The organism is Streptomyces sp. AC627_RSS907, from assembly GCF_019049165.1.
Window position 1 is genome coordinate 1 of the sequence record NZ_JAGMUE010000056.1, and the last position, 17,813, is coordinate 17,813.

The 17,813-nt window shown below is 72.1% G+C and carries 14 protein-coding genes; 6 read left to right on the plus strand and 8 right to left on the minus strand.

Features of this window, described 5'->3' with window-relative positions:
* Window positions 1-116: 116 nt before the first annotated feature.
* Window positions 117-1,037, minus strand: coding sequence for a DUF4429 domain-containing protein (locus tag KUM32_RS15305; RefSeq protein WP_217142430.1), 921 nt, complete (start codon window positions 1,035-1,037; stop codon window positions 117-119).
* Between the two features lie 295 nt (window positions 1,038-1,332).
* Here KUM32_RS15305 and KUM32_RS15310 point away from each other — a divergent pair, with 295 nt between their 5' ends.
* Together KUM32_RS15310 and KUM32_RS15315 are read left to right on the plus strand one after the other, a co-directional pair.
* Window positions 1,333-2,628, plus strand: a complete 1,296-nt coding sequence (locus KUM32_RS15310) for a hypothetical protein (protein WP_217142431.1) — start codon at window positions 1,333-1,335, stop codon at window positions 2,626-2,628.
* Between the two features lie 143 nt (window positions 2,629-2,771).
* The gene (locus KUM32_RS15315) at window positions 2,772-3,302 is read left to right on the plus strand and encodes a DoxX family membrane protein (RefSeq protein ID WP_217142432.1); all 531 of its coding nucleotides are present in this window, start codon (window positions 2,772-2,774) and stop codon (window positions 3,300-3,302) included.
* A 261-nt stretch (window positions 3,303-3,563) separates the two neighbouring features.
* On the opposite strand, the gene KUM32_RS15320 is transcribed toward KUM32_RS15315, so the two are convergent.
* Both KUM32_RS15320 and KUM32_RS15325 read right to left on the minus strand, forming a co-directional pair.
* Window positions 3,564-3,806, minus strand: coding sequence for a hypothetical protein (locus tag KUM32_RS15320; protein ID WP_217142433.1), 243 nt, complete (start codon window positions 3,804-3,806; stop codon window positions 3,564-3,566).
* A complete protein-coding gene (locus KUM32_RS15325) occupies window positions 3,793-5,226 on the minus strand; it encodes a PspC domain-containing protein (protein ID WP_217142434.1) in 1,434 nt (477 codons plus the stop codon). Before KUM32_RS15325 ends, KUM32_RS15320 begins: the two co-directional genes overlap by 14 nt.
* Window positions 5,227-5,406: 180 nt before the next feature.
* Here KUM32_RS15325 and KUM32_RS15330 point away from each other — a divergent pair, with 180 nt between their 5' ends.
* Together KUM32_RS15330 and KUM32_RS15335 are read left to right on the plus strand one after the other, a co-directional pair.
* On the plus strand, window positions 5,407-6,699 hold the full coding sequence (locus KUM32_RS15330) for an ATP-binding protein (protein ID WP_217142435.1): 1,293 nt from the start codon (window positions 5,407-5,409) through the stop codon (window positions 6,697-6,699).
* Window positions 6,696-7,433 carry a response regulator transcription factor gene (locus KUM32_RS15335; protein WP_217142436.1) on the plus strand — a complete coding sequence of 246 codons (738 nt, stop codon included), beginning with the start codon at window positions 6,696-6,698 and terminating at the stop codon, window positions 7,431-7,433. Before KUM32_RS15330 ends, KUM32_RS15335 begins: the two co-directional genes overlap by 4 nt.
* Before the next feature lie 329 nt (window positions 7,434-7,762).
* Here the strand turns inward: KUM32_RS15335 and KUM32_RS15340 are convergent, their stop codons facing one another.
* Complete coding sequence (locus KUM32_RS15340; protein WP_217142437.1) at window positions 7,763-9,295, minus strand: polysaccharide lyase family 1 protein; 1,533 nt, start codon at window positions 9,293-9,295, stop codon at window positions 7,763-7,765.
* Window positions 9,296-9,685: 390 nt separating this feature from the next.
* Window positions 9,686-10,741, minus strand: a complete 1,056-nt coding sequence (locus KUM32_RS15345; RefSeq protein ID WP_217142438.1) for a C40 family peptidase — start codon at window positions 10,739-10,741, stop codon at window positions 9,686-9,688.
* Between the two features lie 329 nt (window positions 10,742-11,070).
* Here KUM32_RS15345 and KUM32_RS15350 point away from each other — a divergent pair, with 329 nt between their 5' ends.
* Window positions 11,071-11,424 (plus strand): hypothetical protein, encoded by a 354-nt coding sequence (locus KUM32_RS15350; RefSeq protein ID WP_217142439.1) that lies wholly within the window; start codon window positions 11,071-11,073, stop codon window positions 11,422-11,424.
* A 1-nt stretch (window position 11,425) separates the two neighbouring features.
* On the opposite strand, the gene KUM32_RS15355 is transcribed toward KUM32_RS15350, so the two are convergent.
* Window positions 11,426-12,415 carry a tellurite resistance/C4-dicarboxylate transporter family protein gene (locus tag KUM32_RS15355; RefSeq protein WP_217142440.1) on the minus strand — a complete coding sequence of 330 codons (990 nt, stop codon included), beginning with the start codon at window positions 12,413-12,415 and terminating at the stop codon, window positions 11,426-11,428.
* 240 nt (window positions 12,416-12,655) lie between these two features.
* Between KUM32_RS15355 and pcrA the strand changes: the two genes are divergently transcribed.
* Entirely contained in the window at window positions 12,656-15,139 is a 2,484-nt protein-coding gene (pcrA, locus tag KUM32_RS15360) for a DNA helicase PcrA (RefSeq protein ID WP_217142441.1), read from the plus strand.
* A 61-nt stretch (window positions 15,140-15,200) separates the two neighbouring features.
* Here the strand turns inward: pcrA and KUM32_RS15365 are convergent, their stop codons facing one another.
* Together KUM32_RS15365 and KUM32_RS15370 are read right to left on the minus strand one after the other, a co-directional pair.
* Window positions 15,201-16,844 carry a M23 family metallopeptidase gene (locus KUM32_RS15365; protein ID WP_254405607.1) on the minus strand — a complete coding sequence of 548 codons (1,644 nt, stop codon included), beginning with the start codon at window positions 16,842-16,844 and terminating at the stop codon, window positions 15,201-15,203.
* A 266-nt stretch (window positions 16,845-17,110) separates the two neighbouring features.
* A partial coding sequence (locus tag KUM32_RS15370; protein ID WP_217142443.1) for an alpha/beta fold hydrolase occupies window positions 17,111-17,813 on the minus strand: 703 nt, incomplete at its 5' end.

Consider the following 17,813-nt stretch of genomic DNA (forward strand, 5'->3'; position numbering starts at 1 on the left):
GGAGGGGGCGAGGGCAGGAAGGGGTGGGGGTCAGGAGGGGGCGGGGGGCGGGAGGGAGCGAGGACAGGAAGGGGACGGCCGGCCCGACCAGCGGCCGTCGGATGAGGACCGGGGGTTCAGAAACCCCTGAGTACGGCCGCCTTCGTCCTCGCGAACTCCTCGTCCGTGAGGACACCGCCGCGGTGCAGCTCGCCCAGCTCGCGCAGGCGGCGCAGAAGGACGTCGTGACGGTCGGCCGAGGGCCGTACGACCTCCGTGAACCGGCGCCCGGTCCCACCCCCGCCACCCGGGTCCGCCTCGCCGTGACCGGCGTAGGCGTCACCCGTTCGGGTCGACGGGTGCGGCAGCCGGGCCGTGACGGCGGTGGCGATCAGCGCGGTGAGCAGGTCGCGGCGGGCGCTGCCCCACAGGTCCAGGGCGTACGGGTCCTTCTCCGGCGGCAGCCGGGAGAACGCCGCCTCCCGGGTCACGAACCGAAGGAAGCCGTCCTCGGCCCCGGAGTTCGGCAGCCACTCGACCCGCGTCAGGTCGCCGACGCCGATGACGCGCGGGCCGGTGGCGCGCTTGTCCCGGTGGGACGTGTCGGCCCAGTCGATCCGCACCCGCGTGCCGTCGAAGGAGACCGTGCCGTCCGAGGAACGCACCGACACCGGCACCGCCGGCCCGGGCAGCAGGTAGGTCTCCGTCGGCCCCTGGGGGACCTGGTCGAGCAGCAGCGCGCGGCGGATCTCCTCGGCGACGTATTCGGCGACCCCGCAGCGGTCGGCAGTCACCGCCAGCCGGTACGGGTCCGCCGCCTCGGGCAGCCGGCCGCCGGTCGCCTGGAGGAGCGGGTCGGCGCCCTCCCGCAGCCGCAGCCGCAGCCGCCCGCGCTTTCTCTCCGGCTCGAAGACGATGCCCGCCACGGCCTCCAGTGGCACCGAGACCTCTCCGTACGTCTGCCGGAACAACGGCACCGAGCGGTGCAGACCCGGGGTGATCCGGACCGTGCCGCCGTCGAACGCCCAGGTCCCGTCGCGCTGGATGATCTCGGCCATAACGGAATTCTCGCAGCCGGGTCAACACGGCGGTCCGCGCATCACCCGCGCTGAGCAGAGGGGACCGGGGGTGACGGGCGCGCAGGGGGTGGCGTACGGCACAATTCGCTGTCGTCCCAAGGGACTTATGGGGGCTCACAGGGCTGGCCGGGGTTTGTGCCGTGGGCGGTGCCCTGGACGCTGCCGGGGAAAGCGCCGGGGAAAGCGCCGGGGACGGTGGCGGGGAAGCGCCGGGGACGGTGGCGTGGATGTTGTTGCTGGGTTTCGCAGGGTTTCGGGAAGGCGGGCGTCGGGCGTGGCGGTGCAGGAGGCGAGACGCGGGAGCGGCTCGGACAGGGGCGCGTACGAGGTGGCGCACGGGGGCGGCTGCACCTGCGGGGACTGCCCGCACGGCGCCCGTGAGGGGCACCGCCGGGCGGTCGCCGCGTTCCTGCTGAGGCGGGACGAGTTCGCGGCCGGACAGGGCTTGCCGGCCGCGGTGGCCCACTCGGCCTCCGCGTCCCGGCAGTGGGTCTCGGAGGAGCTGGCCCAGTCCGCGGAACTCGTCGCCGAACGAGGCCGCGCCGAGGGCGAGGCATGGCTCGCGGCCCTCGGACGCCGCACGGCGGCCGTCGTGTGGGCGGCCGTCGTCCTGCTCCTGCTGGGGCAGTCGCTCACCGCGATCGGCGCCGGCTGGACCGCGGCACGCACCGCCGGGCTCGCGGCGGCCCTGGTCATGGCCGGCGCGCTGACGGCCGCGTCGTGGTTCCACCGGGCGCGGGGCGGCGCGCTGGCCCCGGTCATCGGTGAGGACAACCGCCTGTCCACGTCCCGGGCGGTGGCGGCGGCCTGGGTGCTCTTCGTCGTCTACGCGGTGCTGGTCCTGGCCGGGCAACTCGCGGTGGCCTCGGGCCACGACCGACGGGACGCGCTGATCTCCGGGCTCGAACTGGCTCGCGGCGCCGGGGTGGTGACCGTCCTCGCGGTGGTGTGCGGGGTCGCGGTCCTGGTACGGCGTGTCGTCGGACTGCGGGTGCTGGCCCAGCGGCTGCAGAAGGTACGGGCGGACCGGCCGCGCGCGGCCGACCTGCTGACGGACGACGCGGGGCGCGGGACCTTCGCCGACATCCAGTACGTCGTGATCAGCACCGCCGCCCTGGTGTTCGCGGCGGTACGGCTGGCCCGTCGGCCGGAACAGCTGCCCGACCTGCCCTGGGGGCTGGCGGTCGTGGTGCTGGTGTCGGCGGCGACCTACGTCGCCGGGAAGTACGCGGAGGGCGGCCGGCCGGTGATCCTCTCCGTCGTCCGGGCACGGGAGGCCGGTGACCTGGACGCCCCCATCCGCACCGGCGACGACATCGAGATCCGGGGGGCGGGCTTCGTCCCGCCAGGTGCCCAGCGCGCGGACCGGCTCGCCCGCATGGTCGTCCGCATCGGCGTGGTCAACGTCCACGTGCCGCTGGTCCCGGTGACGGGCGGATTCAGCAACCCCGCGGACGACCTGCTGACGGTCCCGGTGCCGGCGGACGTGGAACCGGGCCGGGTGGACGTCCAGGTGATCACGAGCGCGGGAGTGGAGACGAACCGGTACGCGATCGACGTGACGGACTGACGCCCCCACGTCCCCGGCCGGCGGGCTGTCGGAACCGACACGAACCAATCGGTTCGCGGAAGGGCTGAGCGGAGCCTCCGCGTCGTACGTATGGTCTGTCGAGGGGGTCTCGGGCACGCGCGGGCGAGAGGTGACTGGCAGTGATGACTCACGGCATCCACACGGCAACGCACACCCCCCATCTCGACGGTGACCGGCGCTGGCGGGACAACGCCAGCCGGTACGCCCTCCTCCCCCTACGGATCTTCCTGGGCATCACCTTCATCTACGCGGGCCTGGACAAACTCACCGACAGCGCCTTCATGAAGGACGCGGGCGCCGGCTCCGTCGGCGACATGATGCGCGCCGTCCGCGACTCCTCGGCCATCCCCGCCCTGGTCGACCTGTCCCTGAAGAACCCGGTCGGCTTCGGCTACGCCATCGCCCTGGGCGAGCTGGCCGTCGGCATCGGCACCCTGCTCGGCCTGCTGACCCGACTGGCGGCGCTCGGGGGCGCGCTGATCTCCCTCAGCCTGTGGCTGACCGTCAGCTGGGCCGCCGAGCCGTACTACTACGGCAACGACCTCCCCTACCTCATGGCCTGGACTCCTCTCGTCCTCGCCGGCGCCCTCCCGCTCTCACTGGACGCCTCTCTGCGGACCCGACGCCGAAGCTGGTCGGGCGGGTACCGGTAGCTGTCGTCCCCGGCTCGGCGAGCCGCCGTCGGGCGGCGTCTCGTGTACAGCACATCCGGGTGGGGCCCGGCCGGGATCCAGTGGCTCGGGCGGCGCCCCGTGGGGTCGCCAGCCGAGAGGCGCTGCCCCACGCGGCGCCCACCGCGGTGTCGGCGCGGGCCACGAGGCGTGGGCGTGCGCCGTGAGGTGTGGGCGTGTGCCGTGAGGTCGGGCGTGCGCCGGGGCGTCGACATGCCCGTGGTGCGGGAGGCCGCCGTGTCGTCAGCCTGGGAGGTCCGCCCGGGGATCGTCCTCGTGCGCGCGGAGCGCCCCGCGGCGTCGGCGTATGCCCTGGGTCAGGACTCCGACCGCTCCCGCGAGACAGAGACCGCCCATGACGACGGGGATCACCACGAACCACGGAGTGTCCCAGAGGCCGCCCGCGTCACCGGCGTAGATGACGCCCGCAACGGTCAGGAAGACACCGGCGACCAGCCGTCCGGGCTCGAACCTATGACGCAGCACGGGTCACCTCCGCCTGTCCGACGCCGACCTGGAGGTCGAGGTCGAGCGTGCCGGCGTCCTCGCCGCCCGTGGTGGGGGACAGGGTGATCTCCTTGTGCTTGCCGGGGGCCACGTCCACGTCCTTCGCGTCGTCGCCGGGCAGCTGGATGTCGCCCACGCCCACCTCGACGCTCAGCCGCACGGTCACGTCCTGCGGCACGACGACCCGAATTCGGCCCATGCCCACGTCGGCCCGTGTGGTCACCGACTGTCCCTCGGGCAGGTCCAGCCGGGACAGGTCGAGGGTGCCGGTGCCGGCGCCGACCTCGTACTGCTCGCGCAGCTCGGCCACCGTCGTGGGCCGCCAGGTCGTCCTGACCCAGTCGGTGCCGACGTCCTTGGGCAAGGCGGCCGAGACGGCGAGCAGGCCGGCCGTGATGACCGCCAGGAAGATCGAGCCGGCTCCCGTGCGCCCCAGGAAGGCACTGACCGCGATGCCGAGGCCGAAGACGGCGAGCGCGCAGGCCAGGCCTGTCTGCAGGCTGGTGCCGAGCGGGTGCTCGTCCCAGGTCAGCCTGGTGCCGAAGAAACCCGCGAGCAGGGCGAGGAGGAAGACCCCGCCGCCGATTCCGCGCGGGCCGCGCTGCTGCGTGGGCCTGGATCGCCGGTCGCCCACGGCGGTGCGGGCGCCACCGCGGAGCCCGCGGCCGATGTTGAGGGCCGCGTCGATGTCACGCTCATGGGGATCCTTGGGGCCCCACAGATATCCCGTACCGCCGACGTGGGTGCCGTCCTTGACTATGGGGTCACGCCACCAGGAGGGCATGGTGACCGCGGCCGGCGGCGCCTGGGGCTCCGGTGGGGCGTCGGCGGCGGCGTGGGCGGAGAGGGGGGCGGGACCCGGGGCCCCCCGCTGCCGCGACCAGTAGCCGGCGCCCGCGAGCAGGAGGGAGAGGACGACGCCGAAGGTCAGCACCCCGCCGTTGTTCAGCATGGTCAGGAAGACCCCGCAGCCGACGAGCGCGAACAGCACGGCCGCCAGCGCCTGGCCGTCGACCCGGCCGGTCAGCAGCTTGCGCACCTCGTTCTCGTCCTCGTCGGCGTACGGGACGAAGAGCCAGGCGAAGCCGTAGAAGATCAGGCCTATGCCACCGGTCGCGGAGAGCACCGCGAGGGTGATCCGGAAGATCACCGGGTCCATGTCGCACTGCCGCCCGAGGCCGGCGCACACCCCGGCGAGCGTCTTGTGCCCCCGGTCCCGCCGGAACTTGTGGGGCGGACCGGGGGCATCGGTGCCGACGGGGTCGCCCGCGTCGGCCGTGGCGCTCCCGGCGTTCGCGGCATCCGCGGCGGGCACGGCATCCCGCGGCCCGGCACCCAGCGGTGGGCGCGGGCCGGAGCCGGGTCCCGGACCCGTCGCGGCGTGCTCGTGATCTGTCATGAGTCCATGGTGACGGGCGCGACGCCGTGGCGGCAGTCGGTTCGACCCTGGTCGGACCCTGATATCGGCCCTGACCCGACGCCGGGGGAGTGTTCGAGGGACCCGCGGCCCGAAGATCAGGGGAGTCTCGGGGACCGACCCTGATGCTGCCGGTCCCGCCGCCGTGTGACCATCGATGTCATGCCGGAAGCCGCAGCAGCACCCCTTGCCGAACCGCGGCCGCCGCGCAAGCTCTACCGCAGCAGCGACGGACGCTGGCTCGGTGGCGTGGCGCGGGGGCTCGCCGGGCACCTCGGGCTGCCCGTCATCTGGGTACGGCTCGTCTTCGTCGGCCTGTTCATGGCCGACGGCCTCGGCGCACTGCTGTACGCGGCCTTCTGGTTCTTCGTGCCCCTGGGCGTCGGCGGCGTCGATGCACAGAAGCCGCCGTCCCTCGTCAGCACCGAGACCTCGCCGGACGGCCGCCGCAGACTCGTCGCCCGCAAACCGGACAAGGGCCAGATCGTCGCCCTGCTCCTCATGGTCGTCGTGGCCCTGGTCTTCGTGGGCAACGTCGATCTCGGCGGCGGAGCTAAGGCGTACCTCTGGCCGACCGTGCTCGTCGGCGCCGGCGTCGCCCTCGTCTGGCGCCAGGCGGACAACGCCCGCCGGGCCCGCTGGGCCGAGGTGGGGCGCCACCGGCGCACCGTCACCCTGCTGCGCTCGGTGGCCGGCGTCCTGCTGGTGACGGCCGGTGTCACCGGCATCTTCGTCCTCCAGGGCTCCGCCGCCCACCTCGGCTCCGTCCTCCAGGCGGCCCTCGCCGTCCTCGTCGGGATAACGCTCCTCGCCGGCCCTTACCTGGTCCGCATGACGCAGGACCTCTCCGAGGAGCGGCTGATGCGCATCCGGGCCCAGGAGCGCGCCGAGGTCGCCGCCCACGTGCACGACTCGGTGCTGCACACCCTGACCCTGATCCAGCGCAACGCGGAGAACGCGGGCGAGGTGCGCCGTCTGGCCCGCGCCCAGGAGCGCGACCTGCGCGCCTGGCTCTACAAACCGGAGGGCAACGGCACGGACGAGGACGAGGAGCCCACCACCCTCGCCGAGGCCGTGAAGCGCAACGCCGCCGAGGTGGAGGACAAGCACGGCGTCCCCATCGAGGTCGTGATCGTCGGTGACTGCCCCCTCGACGAGAGGATCAGCGCACAGATGCAGGCCGGACGCGAGGCTATGGTGAATGCCGCCAAGTACGGTGGCGAGGGCGGCGCGGTCCAGGTCTACGCCGAGGTCGAAGGCAGGACGGTCTTCGTGTCCGTCCGGGACCGCGGCCCCGGCTTCGATCTCGACTCGATACCCGCCGACCGGATGGGCGTCAGAGAATCGATCATCGGCCGCATGGAGCGCAACGGCGGCACGGCGCGGCTGCGCGCGGTGCCGGACGGCGGCACGGAGGTCGAGCTGGAGATGGAGAGGGCGGAGAAGACGTCATGAGCGACCCGACCGAGGCGAACGGTATGGCGGGAGCGGGCGATTCCGCACAGCCGGTGAACGGCGGCGCGGGGGAGCGCCGCGTGCGCGTGGTGCTCGTCGACGACCACCGGATGTTCCGCACCGGCGTCCAGGCCGAGATCGGCGAGACCGCGCAGACCGGCGTCGAGGTCGTCGGTGAGGCCGCCGACGTCGACCAGGCCGTCACGGTGATCACGGCGACCCGGCCCGAAGTGGTGCTCCTCGACGTCCACCTCCCCGGCGGCGGCGGTGTCGAAGTGCTGCGCCGCTGCGCCCCCTTGATGGCCGACGCCGACCAGCCCGTCCGCTTCCTCGCCCTGTCCGTCTCGGACGCGGCGGAGGACGTGATCGGTGTGATCCGCGGCGGTGCCCGCGGTTACGTGACCAAGACCATCACGGGCACTGACCTGGTCAACTCCATCTTCCGTGTCCAGGAAGGCGACGCCGTCTTCTCCCCCCGCCTGGCCGGCTTCGTCCTCGACGCGTTCGCCTCCACCGACGCCCCACCGGTCGACGAGGACCTCGACCGCCTCACCCAGCGCGAACGCGAGGTGCTGCGCCTGATCGCCCGCGGCTACGCGTACAAGGAGATCGCCAAGCAGCTGTACATCTCGGTGAAGACGGTCGAGTCCCACGTCTCGGCGGTCCTGCGCAAACTCCAGCTGTCCAACCGCCACGAGCTGACCCGGTGGGCCACGGCACGCAGGCTGGTGTGACGGTACGACCGCGCAGGGGGGTGCCCGCGGCGGGCCTCCCTCGTGTCACACCTCGAACCACACGCCCCACCGATGCGGCGTTCCCTGCTCGGCCCCAGGGCCCGCGGTTCGCCGTTGCCGGAGGCACTTGGGGCGCCGTCGCCTGAGGCACTTGGGGCGCCTTCGTCGCGTACGCGCGTACCGGCGCTTGAGTCGCGAGGGGCGAGCCTCGGGATCCGAGCGGCGTCTGTGAGGAATGGGTGGTGGGTTCAATCCACCACCCACCCTCCCGGCGGCAACGGCCCCACGGGGTCCCGGACCGGTTTCAGCCGGGACCCGGCTTCGGCCGGCTACCCGGCGTAGGTCTCGAACTCGGCGACCTTCGGGGTGCTCGACGCGCTGGTGACGGTGAAGGTGATCTTCTTGAGCGAGGTTGTGGGGAAGGTGACGACCCCCGCACCGTTGCCCGAGGTCAGGGTGGCGCCCGTGTCGCCGTTGACGACCTTCCAGGAGCCGATGGCGCCGGAGCTGCCCACCGCCTCCCTGACGTTGATCTTCGACACCGTCGTAGCGGAGCCCCACTTGACGGAGACGGAGCCCGTCGAGCCGGCTGGTGACCAGTACGTGCCCAGGTCACCGTCGCGCACGTTGCCGTAGCTCGTCCCGCTCGCCTTGGAGGTGCCGTCGGCGCCGGCTCCGATGCTGAGGTTGGTTCCGCCGGGCTGCGTCGGGTCCGGGGTGGGGTCGGTGGGCTTCGGCGTCGGGTCGGGGCTCTCGGCCGAGCAGTTGCCGTCCGACACCCTCAGGCCCTTGTTGGCGCCCGCCGTCGCGCTCACGACCTCCGGCACGCAGCCCGCGTCGTCGAGGCTGTAGGAGTAGGGGATGCTCACGGTGGTGTTCGACTGGGGGTCCGGACCGGCGGGGTTGTTCTCGCTGCCGGGCTCGGACCAGGTCACGTTGTCGTAGATGTTGCCGCTGACCTGCCAGTAGCCGGCCTCGGCGGTGTAGAAGGTGCCCAGGACGTCCTTGGAGTCCTCGAAGTAGTTGTTGTCCACCTTGGCCTTCGCGCCCGCCCGGGAGTTGATGCCGGACTCGTTGAGGCTGACGTAGTGGTTGTTGAAGAGGTGGGCCGTGCCGCCGCGCAGCAGGGGCGCGCGGGAGTCGATGTTCTCGTACAGGTTGTGGTGGAAGGTGATGTAGCTGTTGGAGCGGTCGCTCTCGCTGGACCCGATGAGGCCGCCGCGGCCCGAGTTGCGCAGCGTGCTGTAGGACAGGGTCACGTACTGGGTGTTGTCCTTCATGTCGAAGAGTCCGTCGTAACCCTCCGACTCCCCACCGGACGCCTCCAGGCTGGTGTGGTCGACCCACACGTTGCGGACGTTGCTCTCCATGCCGATGGCGTCACCGCCGTTGGAGGTGGGCGAGCCCGACTTCTTGACGTTCCGGACGGTCACGTTCTGGATGATGATGTTGCTGGAGTCGCGGATGTGGATGCCCAGTTGGTCGAAGACCGCGCCGTTGCCGACGCCGACGATCGTGACGTTGCTGATCTGCTTGAGCTCGATCTTGTCGGCCGCGGTGCTGCAACTGTCGCCCGACACCTTGCTGGTGTTCCCGTGGTTGATGGTGCCCTCGACCTCGATGACGATCGGGGTGCTGCTGTCGGCCCGGCTGCACAGGGCCTGGTGGATCGCGGTGCCCGTGGTGGCGCGGACGGTCTGCCCGCCCGCGCCCCCGGTGGTGCCGCCGTTCTGGGTCGCGTAGCCGGTGGCTCCACCGGCCGCGGCCGAGGCCCCGGGGGCGGTGAGAACCGCACCGGTGGCGGCCGCCAGGGCCAGGGTGCCCAGTGCGGCGGAGAGTCGTATGGCGACTGGTCGTCTCATGTTCGCCTCGCCTTTCGTCTTCGCGTGGCGGCGGGTGCCGCGCGCTGTTGTGGTTCGGCGGGCCGTCGAGGTCGCCGCCCTCTGGGGGCAGGTCACTGGTCGGACCTCAGCGTGCCGGTGGGGAGTCGGTGAGAGGCCACGTTCCCCAGGGGGTGGGAGACGGTGGCGGTGCGGCCCGTTCATGAACTCGACCGGAGTGAAGTGATGGTTGACTCAGGATGATCGAGACATGACAATCGAGTAAGCGCTTTCTGCACGGGGAGAATAGGACGGGACCCTTGGGGTGGCAAGGGTCCCCGCAAGTCTTCTGTGCGGTCACATGAATGAGGTGCGCCTATGTGAACCACAACAACGGGACGATCGGCCGGCACCCGGCGGCGGGAAGGCCCCTCACACCACCCGGGTCGCCCCCGCGAACGGCATCTCGTCGATCGGGGCGAGGCGGACCGGCGCCGAGGGGTTCGGGGCGTGGATCATCCGGCCGCCGCCGACGTACATGCCGACGTGACTGATGCCGGAGTAGAAGAAGACGAGGTCGCCGGGGGCGAGTTCCGAACGGGCGACGCGGCGGCCCGCGTCGATCTGGGCGTAGGTCGTGCGGGGGAGGGAGACGCCGGCGGCGCGGTAGGCGGCCTGGACGAGCCCCGAGCAGTCGAAGGCGTTCGGGCCGGTCGCGCCCCACACGTAGGGGCTGCCCAGCTTCCCGTAGGCGTACGCGACGGCCGCCGCGGCACGGGAGTCGGGGGCCTGTGCCGCGGCGGACAGACTCTCCCGGGGGCCCGCCGGGGAGCGGGAGGCGCGCTCGTCCGCACCGCCGCCGAGAGGCGCGCGCTCCCCGGGCGTCAGCCGGGACAGCAGGCGACGTGCCGCCTCCAGCTTGCCGGTGACGGTCTCGCGGTGGCGCTTCAGCTCGGCCCGCCGCGACGTCAGCGAGGCCAATTCGACGCGCGCGGCGCCGCGCAGCTGCTCGATCTCCCGGAGCTCGCCCCGCACCCGGCGCACGGCGGCCGTCTGCAGGCTGCCCGCCCGCTCGACGAACGCGGCGCCGTCGAGATACCGGTCCGGATCGGAGGACAGCATGAGCTGCAGGGCCGGGTCGAGGCCGCCGTCGCGGTACTGCGCCGCCGCGACCGCCCCCAGGGCCTCCCGCGCCGAGTTCAGGCGGTCCTCCTTGCGGGCCGCCTCGTCCCGCAGCCGCTCCAGGCGTTGCTCGGCGGCGTCCGCCTTCTCCTTGGCGCCGTTGTACTTCTCCGTGGCGACCTCTGCCTCCTGGTAGAGCTTCTCCGCCTCGGCCCTCACCTGAGCCGGTGTCGGCTCCGGGGCGGCGTGCCCGGTCCCGCCGCCCGGTCCGGTCGCGGTGACCGCGCCCGCGATGGCGATCACGGCGGCGGTACGGGCCGTCCCGCCGCCCGCCGGGCGCTTCCGTGGCCTGCGGTGTGCTGCCACCAGGAATTCACGTCCTTCCGTGCGACCCGCGGGCCGCTGCTCGTGCCGACCGCTGCTCGTGCCGGTCACCTGCGGCAGGACGCTAGGCGCGGCGGCGACGAGCCGGTGACGGGATGTGCGGAACTGGCGGTACCGGAGCGCATGGTGACCGTAAGGGCCATGAGCCCGGTGCGAGACCGTCGCCTTCACGCAGGGTGATGACCGATGTGCCCGATCGGGGACGCACGAGGACAGCCGGGTGCTATGGGGCGCCTGTGCGCGTCCGGACCCCTTAGCGCAGGGCGGGGCGGTGTCGGAGAGTACCCGGCCGCTGACTAGGCTCCGGCCTCATGGACGTACTCATCCACCTCTTCGTCGGTCTGCACATCATCGGCATCGCGGCGCTCCTCGGGGGCTTCCTGACCCAGATGAAGGCGATGGGCCAGGGCGCGGCCCGCTTCACCCCGGCGATGCTGCACGGCGCGCTGACGATGCTGGTCACCGGAGTGGTCCTGGTCGGTCTCCACCAGGCCGAGGACCATCCCGTCGACAACATCAAGATCGGTGTGAAGCTCGCCCTGCTGATCGTGATCCTCGGCCTGGTCTACGTGAAGCGCGACGACGAGAAGGCGGACAAGCCGCTGTTCGGCCTGGTGGGCCTGCTGACCGTGGCGAACGTCTTCATCGCGGTGCTGTGGACCTGACCTACGCGGTGTCCGTGCGCACGGACCGCAGCTCGGCCCGGGCGGCGACCACGGCCCCCGCGGCGACCGCCAGCCACGCGGTCACCGCCACCCACAGCAGCGCCTGACCGGGTCCGTCCAGCCACGGGGCGCCGACGGCGGCGGCGACGGACAGCGTCGCCGCCGCCGTCATGCCGAGCGGGAAGACGGTCGACCAGCGGCGCACGTCGTAGCGGACCCGTGGCCACACGATCTCGGCGACGAGGAGCACGACGCACCAGGCGAGGTCGAGGGCGAGCAGGAAGACGGTCAGGTCGTGCAGGACGGCGTTGTCGTCGTTGTTCCACAGGTACATGCCCGTCCCGGCCGCCGCGAGCAGCTTGGAGCCGGCGAGCGCCGAGATCGCGAGCGCGCCGCCCGCCACCCAGTGGTCCCCGGCACCCCGGGCCACCTGCCGCAGGTCGAAACGGAACAGCGCGATCAGGTAGAGCACGATCCCGAGCCAGAACGGCACCAGGGCCGCGTGCGCCAGCCAGGCCGTCGAGGTGGCCGCGGACAGCGTCGCGCCGAGCACCGCGAGCCCCTCCGTGGCCACGCAGCCCAGGAACACCGCCCCCGGCATCCGGCGCCCCCAGTGCCGCACGACCAGCAGGAGCAGCCCCGGCCACAGCAGCGCGGCCAGCGCCAGCAGCGCTGCCGCCGCCGGCGACCAGCCGAGCAGGGAGAAGCGGGTGCCGAGCACGGTCGTCGCGGCGACGGCGGTGAGCGCGCCCGGCGTCCCCGCCCGCGTCACCCACTGGACGCGCTCGACCAGGAGCAGGCGGACGAAGTTCGCCGCCAGGGTCAGCCAGGCGGCGCAGGCCAGGACCAGGGCGATCCGGGACAGGACCTCGTGGCCCGCCAGGTGCAGGCCGACCGACACGATGCCGGTCGCCATCACCGCGGCCCCGGCCGCCGGCTGACGCCGCGCCCACCAGGCGCGCAGGGGGGATGGGCAGGTGCCGGATGACATGGGCCCGATGCTAGAGAGCCGCACGGGCCAGGCCGGGCGCACCACGCTGTGGATCGACGACTCGCTCGTAACCGAGGCGGGCGCGGAAGTCCCGCGCGACGTGGATCGACCTCCGGTGGGAGGTCCCGCGCGAACCCGTACCGCCGGGACGACCCGGTGGGGCGTGTGTGAGGGTGGGATACCGCGCATTTTCCGGGGTGGCGGCAGGTTGTCGGTGGGGCGCCCTAGACTCGGAGAGCGATGAGCAGCCTCTTTGACGACAGCTTCCTGGCGAGCCTCCAGACCCCGCGCGGTCACGAGGAGGAACCTCCGCCACCGCCCGAGGACGATCACGGACCGGAGCCGGTTCCCCACGATCTGTTCGGCGGGAAGTTCGACGTGCCGCCGGACCGGGACACCCACTACCGGGACGGTGCCCCGCGCCCCGCCCTGGACCCGGCCGCACTGCTGGAGGGGCTGAACGAGAACCAGCGCGCCGCCGTCGTGCACTCCGGCTCCCCGCTGCTCATCGTGGCCGGCGCCGGCTCCGGCAAGACCCGTGTACTCACCCACCGCATCGCCCACCTGCTGGCCGAGCGGGGCGTCCACCCGGGCCAGATCCTCGCGATCACCTTCACCAACAAGGCCGCGGGCGAGATGAAGGAGCGCGTCGAGCAGCTCGTCGGCCCCCGCGCGAACGCGATGTGGGTGATGACCTTCCACAGCGCGTGCGTCCGCATCCTGCGCCGGGAGTCGAAGAGGCTCGGCTTCACTTCGTCGTTCTCGATCTACGACGCCGCCGATTCCAAGCGCCTGATGGCGCTCGTCTGCCGTGACCTGGACCTGGACCCCAAGCGCTTCCCGCCGAAGTCCTTCAGCGCCAAGATCAGCAACCTGAAGAACGAGCTGATCGACGAGGAGGACTTCGCCGCGCAGGCAGCCGACGGCTTCGAGAAGACCCTCGCCCAGGCCTACGCCCTGTACCAGTCGCGGCTGCGCGAGGCCAACGCCCTCGACTTCGACGACCTGATCATGACGACGGTCAACCTGCTCCGCGCCTTCCCGGACGTCGCCGAGCACTACCGCCGCCGCTTCCGGCACGTCCTGGTCGACGAGTACCAGGACACCAACCACGCCCAGTACGCCCTCGTGCGCGAGCTGGTCGGCGGCGCCTCCGAGCACCCCGTCGACGTACCGCCCGAGGCCGAGGTCCCGCCCGCCGAGCTGTGCGTGGTGGGTGACGCCGATCAGTCGATCTACGCCTTCCGCGGCGCCACCATCCGCAACATCCTCCAGTTCGAGGAGGACTATCCGGACGCGACGACGATCCTCCTGGAGCAGAACTACCGCTCCACCCAGACGATCCTCAGCGCCGCCAACGCGGTCATCGAGCGCAACGAGTCCCGCCGCCCCAAGAACCTGTGGACCAACCAGGGCGCCGGCGCGCAGATCACCGGGTACGTCGCCGACACCGAGCACGACGAGGCCCAGTTCGTCGCCGACGAGATAGACCGCCTCACGGACGCGGGCGAGGCGAAGGCCGGTGACGTCGCCGTCTTCTACCGCACCAACGCCCAGTCCCGTGTCTTCGAAGAGGTCTTCATCCGCGTCGGCCTGCCCTACAAGGTCGTCGGCGGTGTCCGCTTCTACGAGCGCAAGGAGGTCCGGGACGTCCTGGCCTACCTGCGGGTGCTGGCCAACCCCGAGGACTCGGTGCCGCTGCGGCGGATCCTGAACGTGCCCAAGCGCGGCATCGGCGACCGCGCCGAGGCGATGATCGACGCACTCGCCCAGCGCGAGAGGATCAGCTTCCCGCAGGCGCTGAAGCGGGTGGACGAGGCGTACGGCATGGCCGCGCGCTCCGCCAACGCCGTGAAGCGGTTCAACACCCTCATGGAGGACCTCCGCACGGTCGTCGAGTCCGGCGCCGGACCGGCGACCGTACTGGAGGCGATCCTGGAACGCACCGGCTACCTCGCGGAGTTGCAGGCCTCCACCGACCCGCAGGACGAGACCCGCATCGAGAACCTCCAGGAGCTCGCCGCCGTCGCCCTGGAGTTCGAGCAGGAGCGGGCCGAGGGCGAGGAGGGCGGGACCCTGGCCGACTTCCTGGAGAAGGTCGCGCTGGTCGCCGACTCCGACCAGATCCCCGACGAGGAGGACGGTGCCGGAGTCGTCACTCTGATGACCCTGCACACCGCCAAGGGCCTGGAGTTCCCGGTCGTCTTCCTCACCGGCATGGAGGACGGCGTCTTCCCGCACATGCGAGCACTCGGCCAGGCCAAGGAGCTGGAGGAGGAACGGCGCCTGGCGTACGTCGGCATCACCCGCGCCCGTGAGCGGCTGTACCTGACCCGCTCGACGCTGCGCAGCGCCTGGGGGCAGCCGTCGTACAACCCGCCGTCGCGTTTCCTCGAGGAGATTCCCGCGCCCCACCTGCAGTGGAAGCGGACCGGGGCGAACGGGCCCGCCTCCTCCGCACCGGTCTCGGGAGTGGCCGCCTCGTTGTCGTCGTCCCGTTCCCGCTCCTCGACGTCGGGTGCGTCCGGCTTCGCCACCCGGCGCAGCGCCGAGCAGCCGACGGTCGCGCTGACGGTCGGCGACCGTGTCACGCACGACCAGTTCGGGCTCGGGACGGTGGTCGGGGTCAAGGGCACCGGGGCCAACGCGGAGGCGACGATCGACTTCGGGGACACCAAGCCGAAGCGGCTGCTGCTGCGGTACGCGCCGGTGGAGAAGCTCTGAGGGCGTGGTCGAGGGCCCGGGCTGCGGCTCGGGCCCGGGTGCCTGCTGAGACGTTACGGCGTCACGTCGGGTCGAGGCCGTGGCTGCGCAGCCACGCGAGCGGGTCGATGGACGAGCCGCCCGCGGGCCGCACCTCGAAGTGCAGGTGCGGGCCGGTCGAGTTGCCGGAGTCGCCGGACAACGCGATCGCGTCGCCGGCCTTCACCGTCGTACCGGGGGCGACCTGGTAACGGGAGAGGTGGCAGTACCACGTCTCCGTGCCGTCCTTCGCCGTCACGATCATCATGTTCCCGTACGCGCTGTTGTACCGCGTACTGACCGTGCCGTCGGTCGCGGCCATCACGGTGGCGCCGGTGAGCACGGGGAAGTCGATGCCGCTGTGCACGGACATCCAGTTGATGCCGGCCTGGCCGTAGTACGCGCTGAGGCCGTGCTGTGCGACCGGAAGCGCGAACTTGGGACGCAGCCGCTCCTTGCGGGCCGCCTCCGCCGCCGCCCGCTTCTTCTCGGCGTCCTGCTCGGCCTTGAGATCGATGCGCTCCTGCGTCCGGCTGGCCCGGTCGGCGAAGTCGTCGGCTCCGGCGGCGAGGCTCGTGAGCTGCGTGTCCAGTTTGTTGTTGGCGGTGGACGGTTTCACCGGCGCCGCGTCCGCGTCCGCCGCCGATGCCGTGGTCTCCGTGTCGTCGTCACCGGTCAGGCTGGAGACGGAGGCGGCGGCGATGCCCGCGACGCTCATCACGCAGGCCGACGGCACGGCGATGGTGAGCAGGGCCGAGCGTTTGGCGGGTTGGCGGCGACGGGAACGCGACCCGCCACGGGAGGCGGAGCGGGCGGCCGGGACCCTGGCCGCCGGGGTGATCTCTTCCTGGCCCTCGAGGAGGTGGGGCACGACGGGCAGTTCGCCGGTGGCGGCCAGCCCGTCGTCGCGCGGGACGGGCTCCTCGGCGGGCGGTGGGGTGACCGGCGCGGTGTTCTCCGCCGGCTCCGGCTCAGGCTCCGGCTCCGTTGCCTTGGCGCCGTCGGAGTTCCACTGCGTGGCGTCGTAGGCGCCGGTGTCGAGCGTGTCACCGGCGAACGCGCCCGTGCTGAACGCGCCCGTGCTGAACGCGGCCGTGTTGAACGTGCCGGTGGTGAAGGAACCGGTCTCCAGGGTGCCCGTGCCGAAGGTGCCGGTCTCGAAGGTGCCGGTCTCGAAGGTCTGCGTGCCCCAGGCCCACTGCTGGGTCTGGCCGGCGGCATCGCCGGACTCGTCGGGACGCGCCCAGGCGCCGGTGTCCCACTCCCCGGTGGCGTCCGCGCCGTTGGACTGCTGCGGCACGGTCACGGCCTGCTGGAAGCCGGCCGTCCACGTGGTCGTGTCATAGGCGCCGGTGTCGTAGGCGGTGGGGTGCTGGGCCGCGTAGGCGTCCTGGTCCAGGACCTGCCCGCTGCCGGTGGACCACTGGGTGGCGTCGTACGCACCCGTGGTGTCGTACGAGCCGGTGGCGTCGTACATACCGGTGTCGGTGTCGGTGTCGGTGCCGTGGCCGGGGAGGCTGCCGAAGAGGGGGTCCGCGTCGAAGGCCGCCGTGGCGGTACCTCCGGTGGGAAAACCAGTGGTGTCGTAGCCGCCGTACGTGGTGAAGTCGCCGTACGGGGCCTCCTGCGTGCCGTACGACGCGTGGTGCGCCGGGGCGGCGTCGGAAGCCGGAGCCGGGGTGGTCATGGTCCCCGACGGGTGACGGTCGTTCACCAACTTCTCTTTCGCCTCGACAACAGGGGCTGCCAGAGCAGTGCGGCGACTGTACCCGGCGGTATGCGGGCACGACAATCTTCGTCAGGTTTCATGCGCGCAGGAAACGGGCAATCGGCCGTGTTTTGGGGGACGGCGGGCGCGGGTTTGGCTTTGTGTTCGAAATTCGTTCGATGTCGATCGGGTGGCGGCGGCCGATTTCGGGAGCAGCCCGCGGGGTGTCCCACGGTGGGCGGGCCTCAGGCGACCGTCAGACCGCCGGCGCGCTTGCCCGTCTGTGAGTCCGTCTCCGGGTCCGCGGTCGAGCCCGTAGTCGGGCCCGCCTCCGGTTCGGTGGTGTCGAGTGCCTGCCGTATCCCGGTGGCCACGGCGGGGTGCACAGGCAGGGCGAGGTGGCCGATGCCGCTCACGCGTACGTTCTGCACCGTCAGGTCGGGGTGGTCGAGGCAGGCCGTTTCCAGCGGGTCCATCACGCGGTCCAGGTCGCTCCAGAAGCTGACGAACTGCGTACGGCAGCCGGGGCAGGGCCGGTTCAGCTCTTCGAGCACCGCCGAACCGGGGCGCATCTGGCGCACGATCGGGTGCGCGTTCGCGAGCGGGACCACCCGGGTGCCGGCATGCGGGGTGCCGAGCGTCACGAGCGTCCGGACGCGGAGGTCTCCACCGAGCCGCTGCACGTAGTACCGCGCGATCAGCCCGCCGAGGCTGTGCCCGACGACGTCGACGCGCTCGCTGCCCGTCCGCTCGCAGATTTCCTCTATGTGCCGGCCGAGTAGCTCGGCGGCGGTACGGATGTCGCAGGTCAGGGGTGAGTAGTTCAGTGACTCGACCTGGTGGCGGCCGTGCTGGGCCAGGCTGCGGCGCAGGAAGAGGAAGACCGAGCGGTTGTCGATGAAGCCGTGCAGCAGGACGACCGGGGGGCTGGTGCGGGTCGGCAGCCGG